This window comes from Dactylosporangium roseum (assembly GCF_025264685.1).
GTDB classification, from domain to species: Bacteria; Actinomycetota; Actinomycetes; order Mycobacteriales; family Micromonosporaceae; genus Dactylosporangium; species Dactylosporangium roseum.
Map to the genome: position 1 here is coordinate 821,974 of NZ_CP073721.1, position 18,252 is coordinate 840,225.

General features: G+C 71.0%; 16 protein-coding genes and 1 tRNA gene. 11 read left to right on the forward strand and 6 right to left on the reverse strand.

The window, feature by feature from the left end; genetic code table 11:
* Positions 1–27: 27 nt before the first annotated feature.
* The 3 genes from Drose_RS03790 to Drose_RS03800 form a co-directional block, all read right to left on the reverse strand.
* The gene (locus Drose_RS03790) at positions 28–468 is read right to left on the reverse strand and encodes a MarR family transcriptional regulator (RefSeq protein WP_260726764.1); all 441 of its coding nucleotides are present in this window, start codon (positions 466–468) and stop codon (positions 28–30) included.
* A gap of 87 nt (positions 469–555) precedes the next feature.
* Positions 556–1,743, reverse strand: a complete 1,188-nt coding sequence (locus Drose_RS03795; RefSeq protein WP_260726765.1) for a PP2C family protein-serine/threonine phosphatase — start codon at positions 1,741–1,743, stop codon at positions 556–558.
* 90 nt (positions 1,744–1,833) lie between these two features.
* Entirely contained in the window at positions 1,834–3,417 is a 1,584-nt protein-coding gene (locus Drose_RS03800) for a dolichyl-phosphate-mannose--protein mannosyltransferase (protein WP_390891319.1), read from the reverse strand.
* Between Drose_RS03800 and rsmI the strand changes: the two genes are divergently transcribed.
* Complete coding sequence (gene rsmI / locus Drose_RS03805; RefSeq protein ID WP_260726767.1) at positions 3,387–4,238, forward strand: 16S rRNA (cytidine(1402)-2'-O)-methyltransferase; 852 nt, start codon at positions 3,387–3,389, stop codon at positions 4,236–4,238. The two genes, Drose_RS03800 and rsmI, sit on opposite strands and share 31 nt — an antisense overlap.
* 16 nt (positions 4,239–4,254) lie before the next feature.
* On the opposite strand, the gene Drose_RS03810 is transcribed toward rsmI, so the two are convergent.
* Positions 4,255–5,184, reverse strand: coding sequence for a hypothetical protein (locus Drose_RS03810; RefSeq protein WP_260726768.1), 930 nt, complete (start codon positions 5,182–5,184; stop codon positions 4,255–4,257).
* A 120-nt stretch (positions 5,185–5,304) separates the two neighbouring features.
* On the opposite strand from Drose_RS03810, the gene metG reads away from it, so the two are divergent.
* The 6 genes from metG to Drose_RS03840 all read left to right on the forward strand — a co-directional run bounded on the left by metG (position 5,305) and on the right by Drose_RS03840 (position 12,320).
* Positions 5,305–7,068: a methionine--tRNA ligase gene (gene metG / locus Drose_RS03815; RefSeq protein ID WP_260726769.1), complete on the forward strand. Its 1,764-nt coding sequence runs from the start codon at positions 5,305–5,307 to the stop codon at positions 7,066–7,068.
* Between the two features lie 298 nt (positions 7,069–7,366).
* Entirely contained in the window at positions 7,367–8,227 is an 861-nt protein-coding gene (locus Drose_RS03820) for a TatD family hydrolase (protein WP_260726770.1), read from the forward strand.
* On the forward strand, positions 8,224–9,087 hold the full coding sequence (gene rsmA / locus Drose_RS03825; protein ID WP_260726771.1) for a 16S rRNA (adenine(1518)-N(6)/adenine(1519)-N(6))-dimethyltransferase RsmA: 864 nt from the start codon (positions 8,224–8,226) through the stop codon (positions 9,085–9,087). The genes Drose_RS03820 and rsmA overlap by 4 nt, the downstream gene beginning before the upstream one ends.
* A complete protein-coding gene (locus Drose_RS03830) occupies positions 9,084–10,031 on the forward strand; it encodes a 4-(cytidine 5'-diphospho)-2-C-methyl-D-erythritol kinase (RefSeq protein ID WP_260726772.1) in 948 nt (315 codons plus the stop codon). Before rsmA ends, Drose_RS03830 begins: the two co-directional genes overlap by 4 nt.
* A 3-nt stretch (positions 10,032–10,034) precedes the next feature.
* Positions 10,035–11,828 carry an ABC-F family ATP-binding cassette domain-containing protein gene (locus Drose_RS03835; RefSeq protein ID WP_260726773.1) on the forward strand — a complete coding sequence of 598 codons (1,794 nt, stop codon included), beginning with the start codon at positions 10,035–10,037 and terminating at the stop codon, positions 11,826–11,828.
* Positions 11,829–11,849: 21 nt separating this feature from the next.
* A complete protein-coding gene (locus tag Drose_RS03840; RefSeq protein WP_260726774.1) occupies positions 11,850–12,320 on the forward strand; it encodes a DUF4383 domain-containing protein in 471 nt (156 codons plus the stop codon).
* Positions 12,321–12,371: 51 nt separating this feature from the next.
* On the opposite strand, the gene Drose_RS03845 is transcribed toward Drose_RS03840, so the two are convergent.
* Entirely contained in the window at positions 12,372–12,974 is a 603-nt protein-coding gene (locus tag Drose_RS03845) for a TetR/AcrR family transcriptional regulator (protein WP_259867428.1), read from the reverse strand.
* Positions 12,975–13,048: 74 nt separating this feature from the next.
* Positions 13,049–14,026, reverse strand: coding sequence for an acyl-CoA desaturase (locus Drose_RS03850; RefSeq protein WP_260726775.1), 978 nt, complete (start codon positions 14,024–14,026; stop codon positions 13,049–13,051).
* A gap of 239 nt (positions 14,027–14,265) precedes the next feature.
* On the opposite strand from Drose_RS03850, the gene Drose_RS03855 reads away from it, so the two are divergent.
* The 4 genes from Drose_RS03855 (at position 14,266) to Drose_RS03870 (ending at position 18,107) form a co-directional block, all read left to right on the forward strand.
* Positions 14,266–14,337: transfer RNA gene (locus tag Drose_RS03855), tRNA-Gln, on the forward strand.
* 127 nt (positions 14,338–14,464) lie between these two features.
* Positions 14,465–15,934 (forward strand): bifunctional UDP-N-acetylglucosamine diphosphorylase/glucosamine-1-phosphate N-acetyltransferase GlmU, encoded by a 1,470-nt coding sequence (gene glmU / locus Drose_RS03860; RefSeq protein WP_260729606.1) that lies wholly within the window; start codon positions 14,465–14,467, stop codon positions 15,932–15,934.
* Positions 15,935–15,966: 32 nt separating this feature from the next.
* Positions 15,967–16,947: a ribose-phosphate diphosphokinase gene (locus Drose_RS03865; RefSeq protein ID WP_260726776.1), complete on the forward strand. Its 981-nt coding sequence runs from the start codon at positions 15,967–15,969 to the stop codon at positions 16,945–16,947.
* Positions 16,948–17,492: 545 nt separating this feature from the next.
* Complete coding sequence (locus Drose_RS03870; protein WP_260726777.1) at positions 17,493–18,107, forward strand: 50S ribosomal protein L25/general stress protein Ctc; 615 nt, start codon at positions 17,493–17,495, stop codon at positions 18,105–18,107.
* The last annotated feature ends 145 nt before the right edge of the window (positions 18,108–18,252 follow it).

Genomic DNA, 18,252 nt, shown 5'->3' on the forward strand with positions numbered 1-18,252 from the left:
GGTCGTGTGGGCGGAGATTCCGGTCGGCTAGCCGGCAAGCTGGCCCGGCTGGGCCGCGGAGTCCTCGGCCACCGGCATGCCGGACGCGCGCGCGAACGCCGCGAGCCCCTGCATGAGCGCGGCGCGGTCGTCCGGCGCCATCCGGCGCAGCACCGCCGCGATCGTCTCCTGTCGCTGCCGGCCCAGGCCGTCGAGCAGGCGGCGCGCGGTCGGCGTGAGCACGAGCCACACCTCGCGGCGGTCCCGATCGTCGGCCGTGCGGCGCAGCAGGTCGGCCGCCTCCAGCCGGTCGCACAGCCGGCTCGCCGAGGACGGCGCGGTGTGCAGGGCGATCGCCAACTGGGTCAGGTTGATCGATCCGGCCTGGTCGACGACGCCGAGCACGCGTAGCTGCGCCGCGGAGACCCCGGAGTTGTCGTTGGCGGCGCTCGTGGTGACGACCAGTGCCTGACCCGCGGCGTCGACCATGAGCGCAGCGGTCAGGGTCGCGTCGTCACTACCAGATGGGTGCGGTGAGGGTCTGCTCCGCACGATGTCCTCCGGGTGTCGCGGGGGTCACGGGTCGGCTCGGGGAGACCAGTCTAGGCAGATGATCAGCGCGTCGTCGGCTGGCTCGGCACCCGCGTGGAAGTCACGAAGGCTCCGCATGACACTACTGATCGCCTCGGCCGGTGGTTGCAACCGCGTCGATCGTATGGCACGACTCAAGTCCCGCTCACCATACGTCGGTTCATTCGGCCGGCCGGCCGCGTGCACGCCGTCGCTGACGATGAACAGGCGATCGCCTCGGCGGAGCTGTTCACGTTCTTCGACGTACCTCGTGTCGCCGAACATGCCGAGCGGCAACTGCGGATCGAGGACCACGTCCCGCACCTGGCCGCCGCGGACCAGCAGCATGCGCGGCGATCCCGCGTCGATCATCCGCAGCTCGCCGGTGGCCGTGTTGAGCGACAGCAGGAGGGTCGCCACGTGGCGGGTGCCGCCGTACTGCGAGTAGATCGCGTCAGCGGCGAGAACCGCCTGGTCGGCGAGGTCGCCGGGGCTGCTCTGTCCGGCCGGGATGGACCGGCGGGCGTTGCGCATCGCGTTGACGGCCAGGGTGGTCAGCAGCGCCGCGTCGAGGCCGGTGCCCATGCCGTTGAGGGCGGTCACGGTGAGCCAGTCGCCGTTGACGGCCCAGTCGAAGTGGTCGCCGCAGACCGCGTACGCCGGCTCGAGCTGTCCCGCCAGCTTCACCCCCGGCTGCTCGAAGCCGCGGGCCGGCAGCAGGTCCCACTGCATCTCGGCGGCCATCGTCAACCTGCCCGAACGCCGCCGGTCGAGATGGTAGCGGTCGGTTCGCCGGTAGGCGGCGGAGAGCGCGACCGCGAACGTCTCGGCCAGCTCCTGGAGGCGCGGCAGCTCGGTCGGCGCCCGCTCGGCGTCGAGCCCGACGCTGAGCACGCCCACCCGTTCGCCCCAGTTGCTCACCGGCAGGTGCAGCCTGGCGAAGGCCTGCCCCTCGCGGGACTCGACCACCGGTGTCTGGCTGGCGAACGCGCGGGTCGCCGCGGCAAGCTGCTCCTCGAGTGCCGGGTCCTGCTCGACTCCGGACGGGGCCAGCGTCGTGGTGCGGTAGTCGGCCAGCCAGAAAGTGCTGCTCTTTGCGCCGTGGTTCGCGCTGAGGTACGCGTCGAGGGTCTCCACCAGCCGATCCGGCGGAGCCGTAAGCAGTGCCTTCTCGATGGAGCCAACGCCGGACATGCGAGCCTTTCGCCAGCCTTTGCTTGCCGTAGGGCAAATAATATAAGGCAGTGTCGTCGGCTCTGCTGATACCCAGTCACGGTGTGGTTGCTACACCCAGCGGGATCCGAGCCACATCCGGGAGAACCACTCCGTGTACGTGATGTCCATGCCGCTGTAGATCGGATAGAAGTACGCGAAGCAGGCGGCGACGAGCAGGACGTAGGCGCCGGCGATGATCGAGCCGACGAGTCGTTGGTCGCTGTCGGGGCGCAGGTGGCGGGCGGGGCCGATGACGGCGCCGAGGACGTAGGCGACGGCGAGGACGAGGAACGGTTCGGCGGGTAGGGCGTAGAAGTAGAACATGGTGCGGTGTTCGGGCATGTTCTGGAACCAGGGCAGGATGCCGGCCAGTGCGCAGGCCATGATCAGCCAGGCGCGGCCGTCGCGGCGGGCGACGGCCAGCCAGCCGAGGGCGACCAGCGCGGGCAGGAACGACCACCACAGCAGTGGGGTGCCCAGCAGCAGGATCTCCGAGGCGCAGCTACTCGCGCCGCACGGTCCGGCGGTGTCCCAGTAGAAGGCGACCGGCCGGCCGAGCAGCAGCCATTGCCACGGCCATGACTGGTACTGATGCTTCGTGCTCAGGCCGGTGTGGAACTTGTACGCCTCCTGGTGGTAGTGCCACAGGTTGACCAGCGGGTCGATGAGGCGGTCGTGGGGCAGGCCGTTGGTTTCGGCGTACCAGTGGCGGAAGTAGCCGTCGTCGGAGGCGAACCAGCCCCACCAGGTGCCGAGGTAGGTCAGCAGGGCGATGCCGGCGATGGCGGCGGCCCAGCCGATCCCTTCCGGGATGCTGTCGGTGATCCAGTGCCGGGCGCCGGCGCTGCGGCGTGCGCTCATGTCGAACACGAGCACGGCGATGGCGAACAGGATGACGTACCACAGGGCGCTCCATTTGACCCCGCAGGCGAGTCCGAGCGCGACGGCGCAGGCGATGCGGTGGTAGGGCGGGCCGAGGGTGGGTCGCCGGTCGGGGTCGGCGCCGGTTTCGAGCAGGTGCAGCCATCGGGTGCGGCGCTGTTCGCGGTCGAGGACGAGGAAGTGGAACGCGACGACGATCCAGAACATCAGGAAGGTGTCGAGCAGGGCGGCGCGGGAGAGCACGAAGTGCATGCCGTCGAGTGAGATGAGCAGGCCGGCGGTGCCGGCCAGGATCGTGGAGCGGAACAGTCGCCAGGCGGCCATCGTGATGAGCAGGACCGTGGCCATGCCGGTGAGCACGGCCATGATGCGCCAGCCGAACGAGTTGTAGCCGAACAGTTGCTCGCCGAGGGCGATCATCCATTTGCCCAGTGGGGGGTGGACGACGTATTGGGGGGTGTTGTCCTCGGGGTTCCATTCGACGCCGTGTTGCAGTAGGTCCCATGCCTCGTTGGCGTAGTAGACCTCGTCGAAGATCGGTTCTTTCGGGTGTGCGAGATTCACCAGTCGCAGCACGAGCCCGATGCCGGTGACCAGGATCGCGGTCAGCCAGAAGTGCGGCGTGAATCGGCCCGGCCCGGCGAGCCGGCGGCGCACGATACCGGGCACCGGATCGGTCCCGGCGGTCTCCGCCTTGCTCGTTTCGGTCAGCACACCCGAGGTCATTGGGCGATCGTAGGATGCGGGATGCCACCATCGCACATGTGCCATTGATTCTCCTTGGGGCGCCGCTGGGCAACCCGGACGACGCCTCGGCCCGACTCCGCGAGGTGCTGGCCACCGCCGACGTGGTGGCGGCCGAGGACACCCGGCGTCTCGGTCGTCTCGCGCAGCATCTCGGTGTCACCATCTCCGGCCGTCTGGTCAGCTACTTCGAGGGCAACGAGGACCGGCGGACCCCCGAACTGGCCGACCTGCTCGAGTCCGGCGCGACAGTCGCCGTGGTGACCGACGGCGGCATGCCGAGTGTCTCCGACCCCGGCTTCCGGCTCGTCCGGGCCGCGGTGGCGTTGGGTGTGCCGGTGAGCGCCGCCCCCGGGCCGAGCGCCGTCACCACCGCGCTGGCCGTCTCCGGTCTGCCCTGCGACCGGTTCTGCTTCGAGGGATTCCCCCCGCGGAAGCCCGGTGAACGTCGAGCGTACTTCTCGTCCCTGGCGGACGAGCCGCGCACCATGGTGTTCTTCGAGTCCCCGCACCGGGTGGCCGACACGATGCGGGACATGGCGCTGGCCTTCGGCGAGGACCGCCCAGCGGCGCTGTGCCGCGAGCTGACCAAGACGTACGAGGAGATCCGCCGCGGCACGCTCGGCTCCCTGGCGGAGGACGCCGACACGGCGCGCGGCGAGATCACCCTCGTGGTCGGCGGCGCGCCGGACGTGCCGGCCGAGCGCCCGTCGGACGTGTCGCTGGCCGCCGAGGTGGCCGCCCTGGTCGCGGCCGGCACCGACCGCAAGCCGGCGATCCACGAGGTGGCGCTGCGCCACGGCGTCCCCAAGCGTGACGTCTACGCCGCGGTGGTGGCCCACAAGTAGGTCGGTGACCGGGCGGTCAGTAGGAGGCCAGGACGATGCCGGCGGCCAGGACGAGCGGGGCCGCCGTCGTCAGGGACCACGCCGCCAGCCGGGTCCGCCGGCCGCCCAGGCGCCACGCACCGGTCAGCCAGGACAGCGCCAGGCCGCAGAGCACGACCAGCACGAGGCCGACCGCCCAGCGCACGCGCAGGCCGGACAGGCTGCCGGCGTAGGCGATCCGGCCGTCGGGCACCATGCGCGCCTCCAGTGCGGTGCCGGGGGCCTTCTCGGCGCCGACGAGCGACACGCCGTCGACCGGCTCGCCGGCTCCCGGCCCGGTCGCCGCGAACGTCGCCAGGCATCGGCGCAGAACGCCCGAACCCTCGCACGACGTCACCGTCGCGGTGCCGCGGACGGCGTGCCCCATGTCCAGCCAGAACGGCTCGGCGCTGGTCCACGCGAAGAACCCCGCGAGCAGTGCGGTGAGCAGCATCGACACCAGCCCGGCGGCCGGGTTGCGGGGTTTGCGGGCCCGCCGCGACTTGCGGGACGGCGGCGGCCCGCCGGACGGGCGCGGGTGCCGCATCACCCGCATCGCCGGCACCGGCCACTGGTCCGTCCGGCCCGCCGGACGATCCTGTACGGCCATCGCGCCGGTGAGCCCCGCCGTCTCCCGCTCCTGCGTGGCGTCGGCGTCCTCCGCGGCGGCGGTCCTGTCCGTGGCGACGGCTTCCTCCGTGGCGACGGCTGGGACCGGTGAGGCGACCGTCACCGTCGTGGTGGTCGGCCACAGGGGGAAGTCGTCGGGGCGTGGCCCGGGCGCCTCGATCCGCGCGACGGGGCCGTCATCGAGCACCGGTGAGGGGGTCCCGGACGGCGCGGGCGGGATCCCCGCCGCCTCGCCCCGCCACCACCCGGCGTCCGGGCTCGGGGCCGGCCAGGGACGCTGCGTTGGTTGATCACTCACGTTCTGTATTGGACAACGGACGATGGCCGACACTTCGGATGTCGGGTCGCGTGTCGGGAGAAATGCCGAAGAGCGAAGTCATTCGCCGAAGCCCTCGGAGGGTCACTACGCTTGCGGGTCATGAGTCGTGTTCTCGCCGCGGTCGCCTGGCCTTATGCCAATGGGCCGCGCCACATCGGTCACGTGTCCGGATTCGGGGTGCCCTCCGACGTCTTCAGCCGCTACATGCGGATGGCCGGCCACGACGTGCTGATGGTGTCGGGCACCGACGAGCACGGCACGCCGATCCAGGTCCAGGCCGACGCCGAGGGGGTCACCCCGCGCGAGCTCGTGGATCGCTACAACCGCGTCATCGTCGAGGACCTGCACGGCCTCGGCCTGTCCTACGACCTCTTCACCCGCACCACGACCGGCAACCACTACCGGGTCGTGCAGGAGCTGTTCCAGGGGTTGTACGACAACGGCTACATCATCGCCAAGACCACGCTCGGCGCGATCTCGCCGTCGACCGGTCGCACGCTGCCCGACCGGTACATCGAGGGCACCTGCCCGATCTGCGGCTACGACAGCGCGCGCGGCGACCAGTGCGACAACTGCGGCAACCAGCTCGACCCCGACCAGCTCATCGACCCGCGATCCAAGATCAACGGGGAGACGCCGGAGTTCGTCGAGACCGAGCACTTCTTCCTCGACCTGCCTGCCTTCGCCGACCAGCTCAACGCCTGGCTCGACACCCGCGACGGCTGGCGGCCCAACGTGCTGAAGTTCTCCCGCAACCTCATCGACGACCTCCAGCCGCGGGCGATCACCCGTGACCTGGAGTGGGGTGTGCCGATCCCGCTGGACGGCTGGCGGGGCCGCGACGACAAGCGCATCTACGTCTGGTTCGACGCGGTGATCGGTTACCTTTCGGCGTCGATCGAGTGGGCCCGCCGCTCCGGCGACCCCGACGCGTGGCGCCAGTGGTGGCAGGATCCCGAGGCCCAGGGCTACTACTTCATGGGCAAGGACAACATCGTCTTCCATTCGGTGATCTGGCCGTCGATCCTGCTGGGCTACTCCTCGCCGGAGGCGGGTTCGCTGGGCGCACTCAACCTGCCCACCGAGGTCGTCTCCTCGGAGTATCTGACGATGGAGGGCCGGAAGTTCTCCTCCTCGCGCCGGGTGGTCATCTACGTCCGCGACTTCCTCGAGCGCTACGACGCCGACGCACTGCGCTATTTCATCGCCGTTGCCGGTCCGGAGTCGAACGACACCGACTTCACCTGGGCCGAGTTCCGTCGCCGCAACAACGACGAGCTCGTGGCCGGCTGGGGCAACCTGGTCAACCGCTCGATCTCCATGGCCGCCAAGAACTTCGGCGAGATCCCGGCCGCCGGCGAGCTGACCGCCGAGGACGAGCGCCTGCTGGCGGCCGTCCGCGCCGGCTTTGACAGCGTCGGTCGGCTGCTCGGCAAGCACCGCCAGAAGGCGGCGATCACCGAGGCCATGCGGATCGTCGGCGAGGTCAACAAGTACTTCTCGGATCAGGCGCCGTGGAAGCTCAAGGAGGACAAGGCCCGCATGGGCACGGTCCTCCACGTGGCGCTCCAGGCGGTGCGGGACTGCAACACGCTGCTCACCCCGTTCCTGCCCCACGCGGCGCAGAAGATCCACGGGCTGCTCGGCGGCACCGGCGTCCACGCCCCGATGCCCGAGATCGTGGAGGTCGAGGACCTCGACAACGGCCGGTCCTATCCGGTGCTCACGGGCGACTACACGGTGGGCGCGAAGTGGGAGCACGTGGCGATCGAGCCCGGCACGCCGCTCGCCGCCCCGACCCCGGTGTTCCGCAAGCTCGACGAGTCGATCGTCGAGGAGGAGCTGGCCCGCCTAGAGCCATAACCCACCACCCCCGTCCCCCTGCGCGATCTTGCAGTTGTGGTGCCCGATAACCCGGACAAGTTGGGAGTTTCGCGGCACCACAACTGCAAGATCAACGCATTGGGGCGCGTCACCGGCGCCGGCCGGGCCGAGTACGCCTCGAACGCCGCGCCCTGCGCGACCCCGTCGATCGTCACCCTGTGGGTCGCGGACCCTCGGTGTGCCCGACAACTGTCACTTCCGCGACGCTGGGGCCGGGCGGTGTGCGCGGAGTGAACACATCGTGAGCGCCGGACCGGGGGTGGCATGCTTAACGCCGATGAGTGCGAGAAAACCCTACCGGCAGGGCACATTCCCACCCGCACCGGATCCGTTGCCGGTCCCGGTGCTGGACAGCCACACCCACATCGACATCACGCTGCGGGAGGACGGTGACGGCGGGCCGGCGACGGTCGCGGAGGCCGTGGCGGCGGCCCGCGCCGCCGGCGTCGACCGGCTCGTCCAGGTCGGCTGCGACGTCGAGTCGTCGCGGTGGGGCGTCGAGGTCGCCGCGCAGCACCCGGCCGTGGTCGCCACCGTCGCGCTGCACCCCAACGACGCGCCGCGCGTGCCGGACCTCGACGCCGCGCTGCGCGAGATCGAGCGGCTGGCCGCCCACCCGCGGGTCCGCGGCATCGGCGAGACCGGCCTCGACTACTTCCGCACCGGCGAGGGGGACGCGCGCAAGGTCCAGCACGAGAGCTTCCGTGCGCACATCGCGATCGCCAAGCGACACGGCAAGACGCTGGTCGTCCACGACCGCGACGCCCACGACGACATCCTGCGGGTCCTCGACGAGGAGGGCGCGCCCGACCGGGTGGTCATGCACTGCTTCTCCGGTGACGAGACGTTCGCGGCGGAGTGCCTCGACCGGGGTTACCTGCTGAGCTTCGCGGGCACCGTGACGTTCGGCAACGCGGCGCATCTGCGGCGTGCGGCGGCGGTCACCCCGCTCGACGGACTGCTGGTGGAGACCGACGCGCCGTTCCTCACGCCCATGCCGTACCGTGGCCGCCCGAACGCCTCGTATCTCATTCCGCTGACGGTCCGCGCGCTCGCCGACGTCACCGGCCACGACCTCGACGCCCTGTGCGCCGCCATCTCGGCCAACGGCGACCGGGCCTTCGGTGCCTGGCGATGAGCCTTCTCGGTCCGGCTGAGGTCCGTGAGCTCGCGCACAAGCTCGGCATCCGCCCCACCAAGCAGCTCGGGCAGAACTTCGTCCACGACCCCAACACCGTCCGCCGGATCGTCCGCGCGGCGGGGCTCGCACCCGACGAGTCGGTGCTGGAGGTCGGTCCCGGGCTGGGCTCGCTCACCCTGGCGCTGCTGGAGCACGTCTCGCAGGTGCACGCAATCGAGATCGATCCGGTGCTCGCCGGGGCGCTCGGCGACACGGTCGCGCGGTTCGCGCCGGAGCACGCCGGGCGCCTGACGGTGATCGCCGGTGACGCGCTGCGGGTCTCCCTCGAAGGGGTCGCGCCGACCGCGCTGGTCGCCAACCTGCCGTACAACGTCGCCGTCCCGGTCGTCCTGCACCTGCTCGACACCGTCCCGTCGCTGCGGCACGGGCTGGTGATGGTGCAGAAGGAGGTCGCCGACCGGCTGACCGCCGGGCCGGGCAGCCGGATCTACGGCGTGCCGAGCGTGAAGCTCGCCTGGTATGCGGAGTCGCGGCAGGCGGGGAAGGTCCCGCCGAGCGTCTTCTGGCCGGTGCCCAACGTCGACTCCGGCCTGGTGGCGTTCAGCCGGCGGGAGGAGCCGGCCGAGGACCGGCGGGCGGTCTTCGCCGTGGTCGACGCCGCGTTCGCCCAGCGCCGCAAGACGCTGCGGGCGGCCCTGGCGGGCTGGGCCGGCGGCCCGGACGCGGCCGAGCGGGTGCTGCGCGCCGCCGGGGTCGATCCCGGCGCACGTGGTGAGCAGCTCACGGTGGGGGACTTCACCCGGATCGCGAACCGACAGCGAGCGCGCGCGGCGGGCCCGGGTAGGGTGCAGCAGTGACCGAGCCGCTCTTCTCCGAGGACGAGGAGTTCGACCGGCCGCGCCTGGCCGCGCACGGACCGGTCCGGGTGCGTGTGCCCGCGAAGATCAACCTCCACCTGCACGTCGGCCCGGCGCGTCCGGACGGCTTCCACGAGCTGACGACGGTGTATCACGCGATCGGGCTCTACGACGAGATCACCGCACGCCGAGGCGACACGCTCACGCTGACCATGGAGGGCGATGGGGCCGGCGAGCTGTCCCTCGACGAGGACAACCTGATCATCCGGGCGGCGCGCGCCCTCGCTGCGGAGACCGGGCACGAGCCGCATGCCCGCCTGCACCTGAAGAAGCAGATCCCGATCGCCGCGGGGCTCGCCGGCGGCAGTGCCGACGCGGCCGCCGCGCTGGTCGCCTGCGACCAGCTCTGGGGCACCGGCATGTCCCGTGACGACCTGGCCGCCATCGCCGCCACGCTCGGCTCCGACATCCCGTTCCTGGTCCTCGGCGGCACCGCGCTCGGCACCGGCCGCGGCGAGTTGGTCAGCCCGGTCCTGACCGGCGGCCACGCGTGGCACTGGGTGCTCGCGGTCGCCGACGAGGGACTGTCCACGCCGACGGTCTACAAGACGTTCGACGAGCTCGGCGCGCAGACCAACGCCGGGCCGCCCGACGGGCTGCTCGCCGCGCTGCGCCAGCGCGACCCCGAGGTGCTCGCCGGAGAGCTCACCAACGACCTACAGGCCGCGGCCCTGCACCTGCGGCCCGAGCTGCGGGGGGTGCTCGACGCCGGCCTCGACGCGGGCGCACTCGCCGGCCTGGTCTCCGGCTCCGGCCCGACCTGTGTGTTCCTCGCCGAGGACGCGCGCCACGCCGCCCTCATCGCCGCCGAGCTGGAGGCCCGCGACTGCTGCCGGGCCGTGCGCACCGCCGTCGGCCCCGTCCCCGGCGCGAGAGTGCTCTGACCCATGGCAAACATCGTCAATCTGGACAAGGTCTCCAAGGCCTACCCCGCCGGGCGCGTCTTCGACGAGGTGTCGCTGGGCATCGACGACGGCGACCGGATCGGCATCGTCGGGCTCAACGGCGCCGGCAAGACGACGCTGCTGCGCATGCTGACCAAGGCGGAGGAGCCCGACGCCGGCCGCGTCACCCACCGCCGTGACCTGCGGGTCGCCGCCCTGCCGCAGGCGCTCGACCTGCCGCCCTCGGCGTCGATTCGGGACGTTGTGGTCGGCACGGCCTGGCTTCCGGCCGGGTTCGCGGCCGAGCACGAGTGGGCCGGCGACGCGGGCGTGCGCACGGTGCTCAACGGGCTCGGCATGCCGCACCTCGGCCTCGACGCGCCGGTGGGGCCGATGTCCGGTGGTGAGCGGCGCCGGGTCGCGCTCGCCGCGCTGCTGGTGCGCGAGGCCGACCTGTTGATCCTCGACGAGCCCACCAACCATCTCGACGTGGCCGGCATCGCGTGGCTGGCCCGGCACCTGCTGCAACGGCGGGGAGCGCTCATCGTCGTCACGCACGATCGCTGGTTCCTCGACGCGGTCTGCACCACGACCTGGGAGGTCGCGGATGCCGCCGTGCGTTCGTACGAGGGCGGTTACGCGGCCTGGACGCTCGCCCGGGCCGAACGGGCCCGGGTGGCCGCCGAGGTCGAGGCGCGGCGGCAAAACCTCCTGCGCAAGGAGATCGCGTGGCTGCGCCGCGGCCCGCCCGCCCGGACCAGCAAGCCGAAGTTTCGCATCGACGCGGCCAACGCGCTGATCGCCGACGTCCCGCCCGCGCGCGACACCGTCTCGCTGCGGCGCCTCGCCGTGACCCGGCTGGGCAAGCAGGTCTACGAGCTGTCCGGCGTCGAGCTCAAGGCCGGCGACCGCACGCTGCTGTCCGGGGTCGACTGGCTCGTCGGGCCGGGCGACCGCGTCGCCGTCCTGGGCGCCAACGGCGCCGGCAAGACCACGCTGCTGCGGGTGCTGGCCGGCGTCCGCGAGCCGGACGGCGGCCGGGTGGTGCGCGGCAGCACGGTCCGGCCCGCGTTTCTTTCCCAGGAGCTGCGGGAGCTGCCGGGCGACCTGCGCATGCTGGAGGCGGTCGAGGAGGTCGCCAAGCGGGTGAAGCTGGGCGACCGTGAGCTGTCCGCCGCGCAGTTGGCCGAGGTGTTCGGCTTCACCGGTGCGCGGGTCTGGACCCCGGTCGCCGACCTGTCCGGTGGTGAGCGGCGCCGGCTCCAGTTGCTGCGGCTGCTCGCGACCGAGCCCAACGTCCTGCTGCTCGACGAGCCGACCAACGACCTCGACATCGACACGCTCGCCGCGCTCGAGGACCTGCTCGACACCTGGCCGGGCACCCTGATCGTGGCGAGCCACGACCGGTACCTCGTCGAGCGGGTCGCCGACACGGTCTACGGCATGTACGGGGACGGGCGGCTCGTCCACCTGCCGGGCGGTGTCGACGAGTACCTCGACACGATCGTCGCGGACAGTGGCTTCGCGCCCGCTGCCCCGAAGCCGGTGGTCGCGGACCGGGGGACCGATCTGCGGGCGTCCGAGAAGGACCAGCGGGCCGCCCGGAAGGAGCTGGCCAAGCTGGAGCGCGGCATCGACCGCCTCACGCAGAAGGAGGAGGCCCTGCACGCCCAGCTCGCCGAGCACGCGACCGACTACGAGAAGATCACCGCGCTGGACGCGGAGCTTCGTGCGGTACAGGTCGAGAAAACGCGGATCGAGGAGCAATGGCTCGCCCTGGCAGAGATCGCCGGGTGACTCGGTCTTAGAATCTCGACCATGGCCGCACACTTCCCGATCAACCACCACCTCCGGCCCGTCTACCGGCTGCTTGCCGGTGTCGCGGGCCTCTACATGCTGGTCTTCGGCGTGGTCGGGTTCGTCCAGACCTCCGGCGCGCCGTTCTTCACGCGCGACGAGGCCGAATGGGTGCTCGGCCTGCGCACCAACCCGGCGTTTGCGCTGCTCTCGATCGTCGCCGGCGTGGTCGTGCTCGGCGCCAACCTCGTCGGGCGCAACATCGCCCACTTCATCAACCAGCTCGCCGGCATCGTCCTGCTCATCGTCGGGATGGCGTCGCTGGCGGTGATGCAGACCGAGGCGAACGTGTTCGCCTTCTCGATGGCCAACGTCATCGTGACCTTCATCCTCGGCAGCATCGTCGGCACCGCGAGCCTTTACGACCGGGTCGGTACGCCGGCCCAGGCCTCGGCCGAGGAGGACTTCCGCCACGGACCGCGCACGGCCTGACGACCGCAGCTCCGGACGCTGAGGAGGCGGCGCGATCGCGCCGCCTCCTTTTCATTTGCTCTGCCGGGTGACCAGCGTCGGCTTGCCCTTCATGTTCGACAGGCCGTTCCAGGCCAGGTTGACCAGGTGGGCCGCGACGACCTCTTTCTTCGGCTTGCGCACCTCCAGCCACCAGCGGCCGGTCAGCGCGACCATGCCGACGAGCGCCTGCGAGTAGAGTTCCGCGAGCTTCGGGTCGAACCCGCGGCGTTTGAACTCCGAGCCGAGGATGTGCTCGGCCTGGTGCGCCACGTCGTTGAGCACGCTCATGAAGTTTCCGGTCGGGGACATCACCGGCGACTCGCGGACCAGGACCCGGAAGCCGTCGGTCTCCGACTCGATGTAGTCCAGCAGCGCCAGGGCGGCCTGCTCGAGCAGTTCGTGCGGGTGGCCGGCGGTCAGCGCGTTGGTGATCCGGTCGAGCAACGACCGGACCTCCCGGTCGACCACCACCGCATAGAGCCCCTCCTTGCCGCCGAAGTGCTCGTAGACGACCGGCTTGGAGACCTTCGCCCGCGACGCCACCTCCTCGATGGAGGTGGCGTCGAAGCCGCGCTCGGCGAACAGCGCCCGGCCGATCGAGATGAGCTGCTCGCGTCGCTGTGCGGAGGACATCCGTACACGCGACTTCGCCGAGGCCGGTGGCGGTGGTGCCGGAGGTCGCAGGTCGTCTTCGTCCAGGCGGTCGGTCACCCGTTCATCGTGCCAGCCGCGACGCGCTTGGCGTCGATGCGGTCGGTCTTGGGCCAGCGGACGTCGGTCGCCCAGCCGAGTTTCTCGAAGATCCAGATGAGCCGGGCGTTGATGTCGATCTGCCCTTTGTCGACCCCGTGGCGGGCGCAGGTCGGGTCGGCGTGGTGCAGGTTGTGCCAGCTCTCGCCGAAGGACAGGATCGCCAGCGGCCAGAAGTTGCTGGCCCGGTCGCCCTCGCGGGTCTCGAACGGGCGCTCGCCGTAGACGTGGCAGATCGAGTTGATCGACCAGGTGACGTGGTGCAGCAGGCCGATGCGGACCAGTCCGGCCCAGAAGAACGCGGACAGCGCACCCTGCCACGACCAGGTGACCAGGCCGGCGATGATCGACGGCAGCGTCGCCGACAGGATGACGATGACCGGGAAGAGCTTGTCGACGCGGCGGATGTCCTTGTCGGCCATCAGGTCGGGGGCGAAGCGCTCCCGGTTGGCGAGCTCGCGGAAGAACAGCCAGCCCACGTGGGCGTAGAACAGACCCTTGACCAGGCCGCCGAACGACTCCCCGAAGCGCCACGGCGAGTGCGGGTCACCCTCGCGGTCGGAGAACGCGTGGTGGCGGCGGTGGTCGGCGACCCACTGCGTCGGGTTGCCCTCGATGGCGGTGCTGCCGGCGATGGTCAGCGCGATGCGCAGCCCGCGGTTGGCCTTGAACGAGCCGTGTGTCAGGTAGCGGTGGAAACCGGTCCCGATGCCGAGCCCGCCGACGACGTAGAAGGCCAGTCCGAGGACCACGTCGAGCCAGGTCAACCCCCAACCCCAGGCCACCGGCACGGCGATGAGCAGGGCGGCGAAGGGCAGCACCACGAAGCCCCACAGGGCGATGAGGATGCCGACGCTCTGGCGGCCTTCCGTCAGTGGCTTGGGAGAGCGCGCGGTGGCCTCATTGGGCGCTGGATCAAGGACCGACAGGGACATGGCACCTCTCAAGATTGTTCGTCGCCGGGCGGGGTTACGCTTACGTCACCGTAACTTACGGGGGCGTAAGTTCGCCATGCGAAGCTCGTGTCAAGTCAGTTACCACGTGTCTTGTGTGATCTTCCGCCGCCTCCACGACACGATCGGCTGTCTCGGCGGCTCGGTGAGGGAAAGGTCTGGTCGCGGTGGCCCGGCGAGGAAACGGATTGATGCGCAAGCTAGGCTCTGAATGCGGTATTTGGGGTGTGGGGTAACGGCAGCCCGCAGGCCTTTGGAGCCTCGCAGTCCTGGTTCGAATCCAGGCACCCCAGCGCTGCCGCCGTCACCCGGTTCGGATCCGGGCGGTCGGTGGCCTGATTACGATGAGGCGCACCGAAACCGTCGAGGAGCGCGCCCGTGCGAAATGTGATCATCCTGGCCGCTGGCGAAGGCAAGCGGATGAAGTCCGCGATACCCAAGGTCCTGCACCCGCTGCTCGGCCGGACCCTGGTCGGCCACGTGCTGGCCGCCACGCGGGAATCCCTCGGTGGCGGTGCCGTGACCGTGGTTGTCGGCCACGGTGGTGACCAGGTGCGTGACCATCTCGCCCAGGTCGCTCCCGACGCGGTTCCGGTTACCCAGGCCGAGCGGCGCGGCACCGGTCACGCGGTCCGGATCGCCCTGGAAGCCACCCCGGACCTCACCGGGACGCTGGTCGTCCTCAACGGCGACATCCCGCTGCTGCGTGCCGAGACGCTCGCCGCGCTCGTGCACAGCCATGAGTCCACCAAGGCGTCGGCCACGGTCCTGACCGCCGAGGTCCCCGACCCGACCGGTCTCGGGCGCATCGTGCGCAACCGGGGCGGTGAGTTCGCCGCGATCGTCGAGGAGCGCGACGCGACACCGGAGCAGCGGGCCATCCGCGAGATCAACTCCGGGGCGTACGTCTTCGAGGCGGCCGCGCTGCGCGAGATGCTCGGGAAGCTCTCCACCGACAACGACCAGGGTGAGGAGTACCTCACCGACGTCATCGGCATGCTCGCCGCGGCCGGCGCGCCGATCGTGGCCCACCGCGCCCCCGACGCCACCGAGACGCTGGGCGCCAACGACCGTGCCGAGCTGGCCGGCCTGCGGGCGATCATGCGCGACCGGATCAACGACGGGTGGATGCGTGCCGGGGTCGCGATCATCGATCCGGCCACCACCTGGATCGACGTGACGGTCTCCCTGTCGCGTGACGCGGTCGTCGAGCCGAACACCCACCTGCGCGGCGCGACGAGCATCGGCGAGGGTGCGGTGGTCGGCCCCGACACCTCGCTCATCGACGTGGTCGTGGGGGAGGGTGCCGCGGTCGTCCGGACCCACGCCGTCTCCTCCGAGATCGGGCCGGGTGCGTCGGTCGGGCCGTTCGCCTATCTGCGCCCGGGCACACGGCTGGGGCGCAAGTCGAAGATCGGCACATTCGTCGAGACGAAGGCCGCCTCGCTCGGCGAGGGGGCGAAGGTGCCCCACCTGTCGTACGTCGGTGACGCCGAGATCGGGGAAGGCACCAACATCGGCGCCGCCACCGTCTTCGTCAACTACGACGGGATCAAGAAGCAGCGCTCGGTGATCGGGGCACACGCCCGGACCGGCGCCGACAACATGTTCGTCGCGCCCGTGCGCGTCGGCGACGGCGCCTACACCGCCGCAGGCAGCGTGATCGTCAAGGACGTCCCACCTGGTGCGCTCGGCGTCTCCCGCGCCAACCAGCGCAACATCGAGGGCTGGGTGGAGCGCAAGCGCCCCGGCACCGCCGCGGCCGTCGCCGCGGCCGCCGCCGCGGTTGATGCGACCGATGCTGATTCGGTCATTGTGTTTCGGGAACGTGAAGAAGACCACGTCGGCCCCGGTCAGGTGGGCGAGTCCGGTCCGCCCGACCAACAATGAGCGCAACCACGAGATCGGGAGCGGGCGACCCAATGGCCAGCATCAGTTCGGAGAACCGCAAGAACCTCATGCTCTTCTCCGGCCGCGGGTTTCCCGCGCTCGCCGAGGAGATCGGTGCGGTGCTCGGGGTCGACCCGACGCCCATGGACGCGTACGACTTCGCGAGCGGCGAGATCTTCGTCCGGTACCGTGAGTCGGTCCGTGGCTCGGATGCCTTCGTCGTCCAGTCGATGGTCGCGCCGATCAACGACTGGCTGATGGAGTCCCTGATCATGGTCGACGCGCTGAAGCGCGGTTCGGCCAAGCGCATCACGGTCGTCCTGCCCTTCTATCCGTATGCGCGGCAGGACAAGAAGCATCGGGGGCGCGAACCGATCTCGGCCCGTCTGGTGGCCGACCTGTTCAAGACCGCCGGTGCCAACCGCATCCTCACGGTCGACCTCCACACGGCACAGATCCAGGGCTTCTTCGACGGTCCCGTCGACCACCTGTTCGCGATGAACACGCTGGCCGACCACATCGAGGCCAAATACGAGGGCCGGCCGATCACGGTCGTCGCCCCCGACTCGGGCCGCGTCCGGGTGGCGGAGCGCTGGACGGACCGGCTGGGCGGGTGCCCGCTGGCGTTCATCCACAAGACCCGCGACCCGCTGAAGCCCAACCAGGTGGTCGCCAACCGCGTGGTCGGCGAGGTCGAGGGCCGGGTCTGCCTGATCGTCGACGACATGATCGACACCGGCGGCACGATCGTCTCGGCCGCGGACATCCTCTTCAACGAGGGCGCGGCGGAGGTCGTGGTCGCGGCCACCCACCCGGTGCTGTCCGACCCGGCGTGCGACCGCCTGGCGGGGAGCCGGATCAGCGAGGTGGTGGTGACCAACACGCTGCCGCTCCCGGCCGACAAGAAGGTCGACAAGATCACTCAGCTCTCGATCGCGCCGCTCCTGGCCCGCGCGATCCGCGAGGTCTTCGACGACGGCTCGGTGACGACGTTGTTCGGCGGCCTCTCCTGACGTTCGCGACGGCGGGCGATCCCACCCGCGGCGTCCGGTAGCCCGGCGCGGGGCGCTCTCTCGGCGGCCCGGTCGTCAACCCCGCACCGCTCACCCCAAGACCCGGTCCACGCGACACCTCGCCGGTCGGGACGACGCGCGGCCCGGTGGAGATGGGCAGCGGGTGGCACACGGCGCTTGGCTCGCCTGGTCGGCCGGATCGGTGCCGGTCGTTCGATTCGGTGCCGGCTGGCCGTTTTGGCGGCTTTCCGCACCGGTTGTGTGGCGCACCAGCGTGATCCGCACAACCGGGCGGGGAGGGTGTGAAGGGCTCCCGACGGCTCGGGTAAGCTAGTGCGGTTGCCACGGCGAGGGTGCTCCGACGGGCCGGGCGTGCGGTTCAAGCGCATCGCGCAAGACAGCATGACGGCTGAGCGGGCTCCGTGATCGACGCGGTGCTCCGGGCCTGTGTCCCGTGCGCCCCCTCGCCCGAGCATCGCAACTAGACAACTGTTACCGGTCGCGCCGGCCGGTGCCCGCCGCACAACCGCATCAGGAGTTTCGTCGTGTCCGAGGTAAAGATCAGCGCCGAGCCCCGCACCGAGTTCGGCAAGGGTGGTGCCCGCCGCACGCGCCGGGCCGGCAAGGTGCCCGCCGTGCTGTACGGTCACGGCGAGAAGCCCCGCCACATCGCACTGCCCGCCCGTGAGTTCGCCGCGGCGATCCGCCACGGCGGCATGACCCAGGTCTTCAACATCGAGATCTCCGACGGCAGCGCAGCCCTGGCCCTGCCGAAGGCCATCCAGCGTGACCCGATCAAGGACACTTTCGACCACGTCGACCTTCTCGTGGTCCGGCGTGGCGAGCGGGTCACCGTGGACATCCCGGTCCAGCTCGTCGGTGAGGCGGCCCGCAACACGCTCGTCATGACCGAGAGCGCCACGCTCTCGGTGCTGGCCGACGCGACCCGGCTTCCCGACCACCTGGAGGCCTCCATCGAGGGCCTGGAGCCCGGCGGCCACGTCACCGCGGCCGACGTGAAGCTCCCGTCCGGCGTTGAGCTCGCCGCCGACGCCGAGCTGGTCATCGCCGTGGTCGCCGCCGCGCCGACCGCCGAGGCCCTGGGGGCCGAGACCGCCGAGACCACCGAAGCCGCAACCCCCGAGCCGGCCGAGGCCTGATCCGACCGACGGGCCGGTCTCCGCGCCGACCCGGCACCGGGTCGGCGCGAGCCGGCCTGCCGGTGGTGTGCCGCCTCGGCCAGGACTGATTCAGGACTGATTCAGGACCGGTTCGACCCGTCCCGCGGCGGCCGCGTCGGGATCG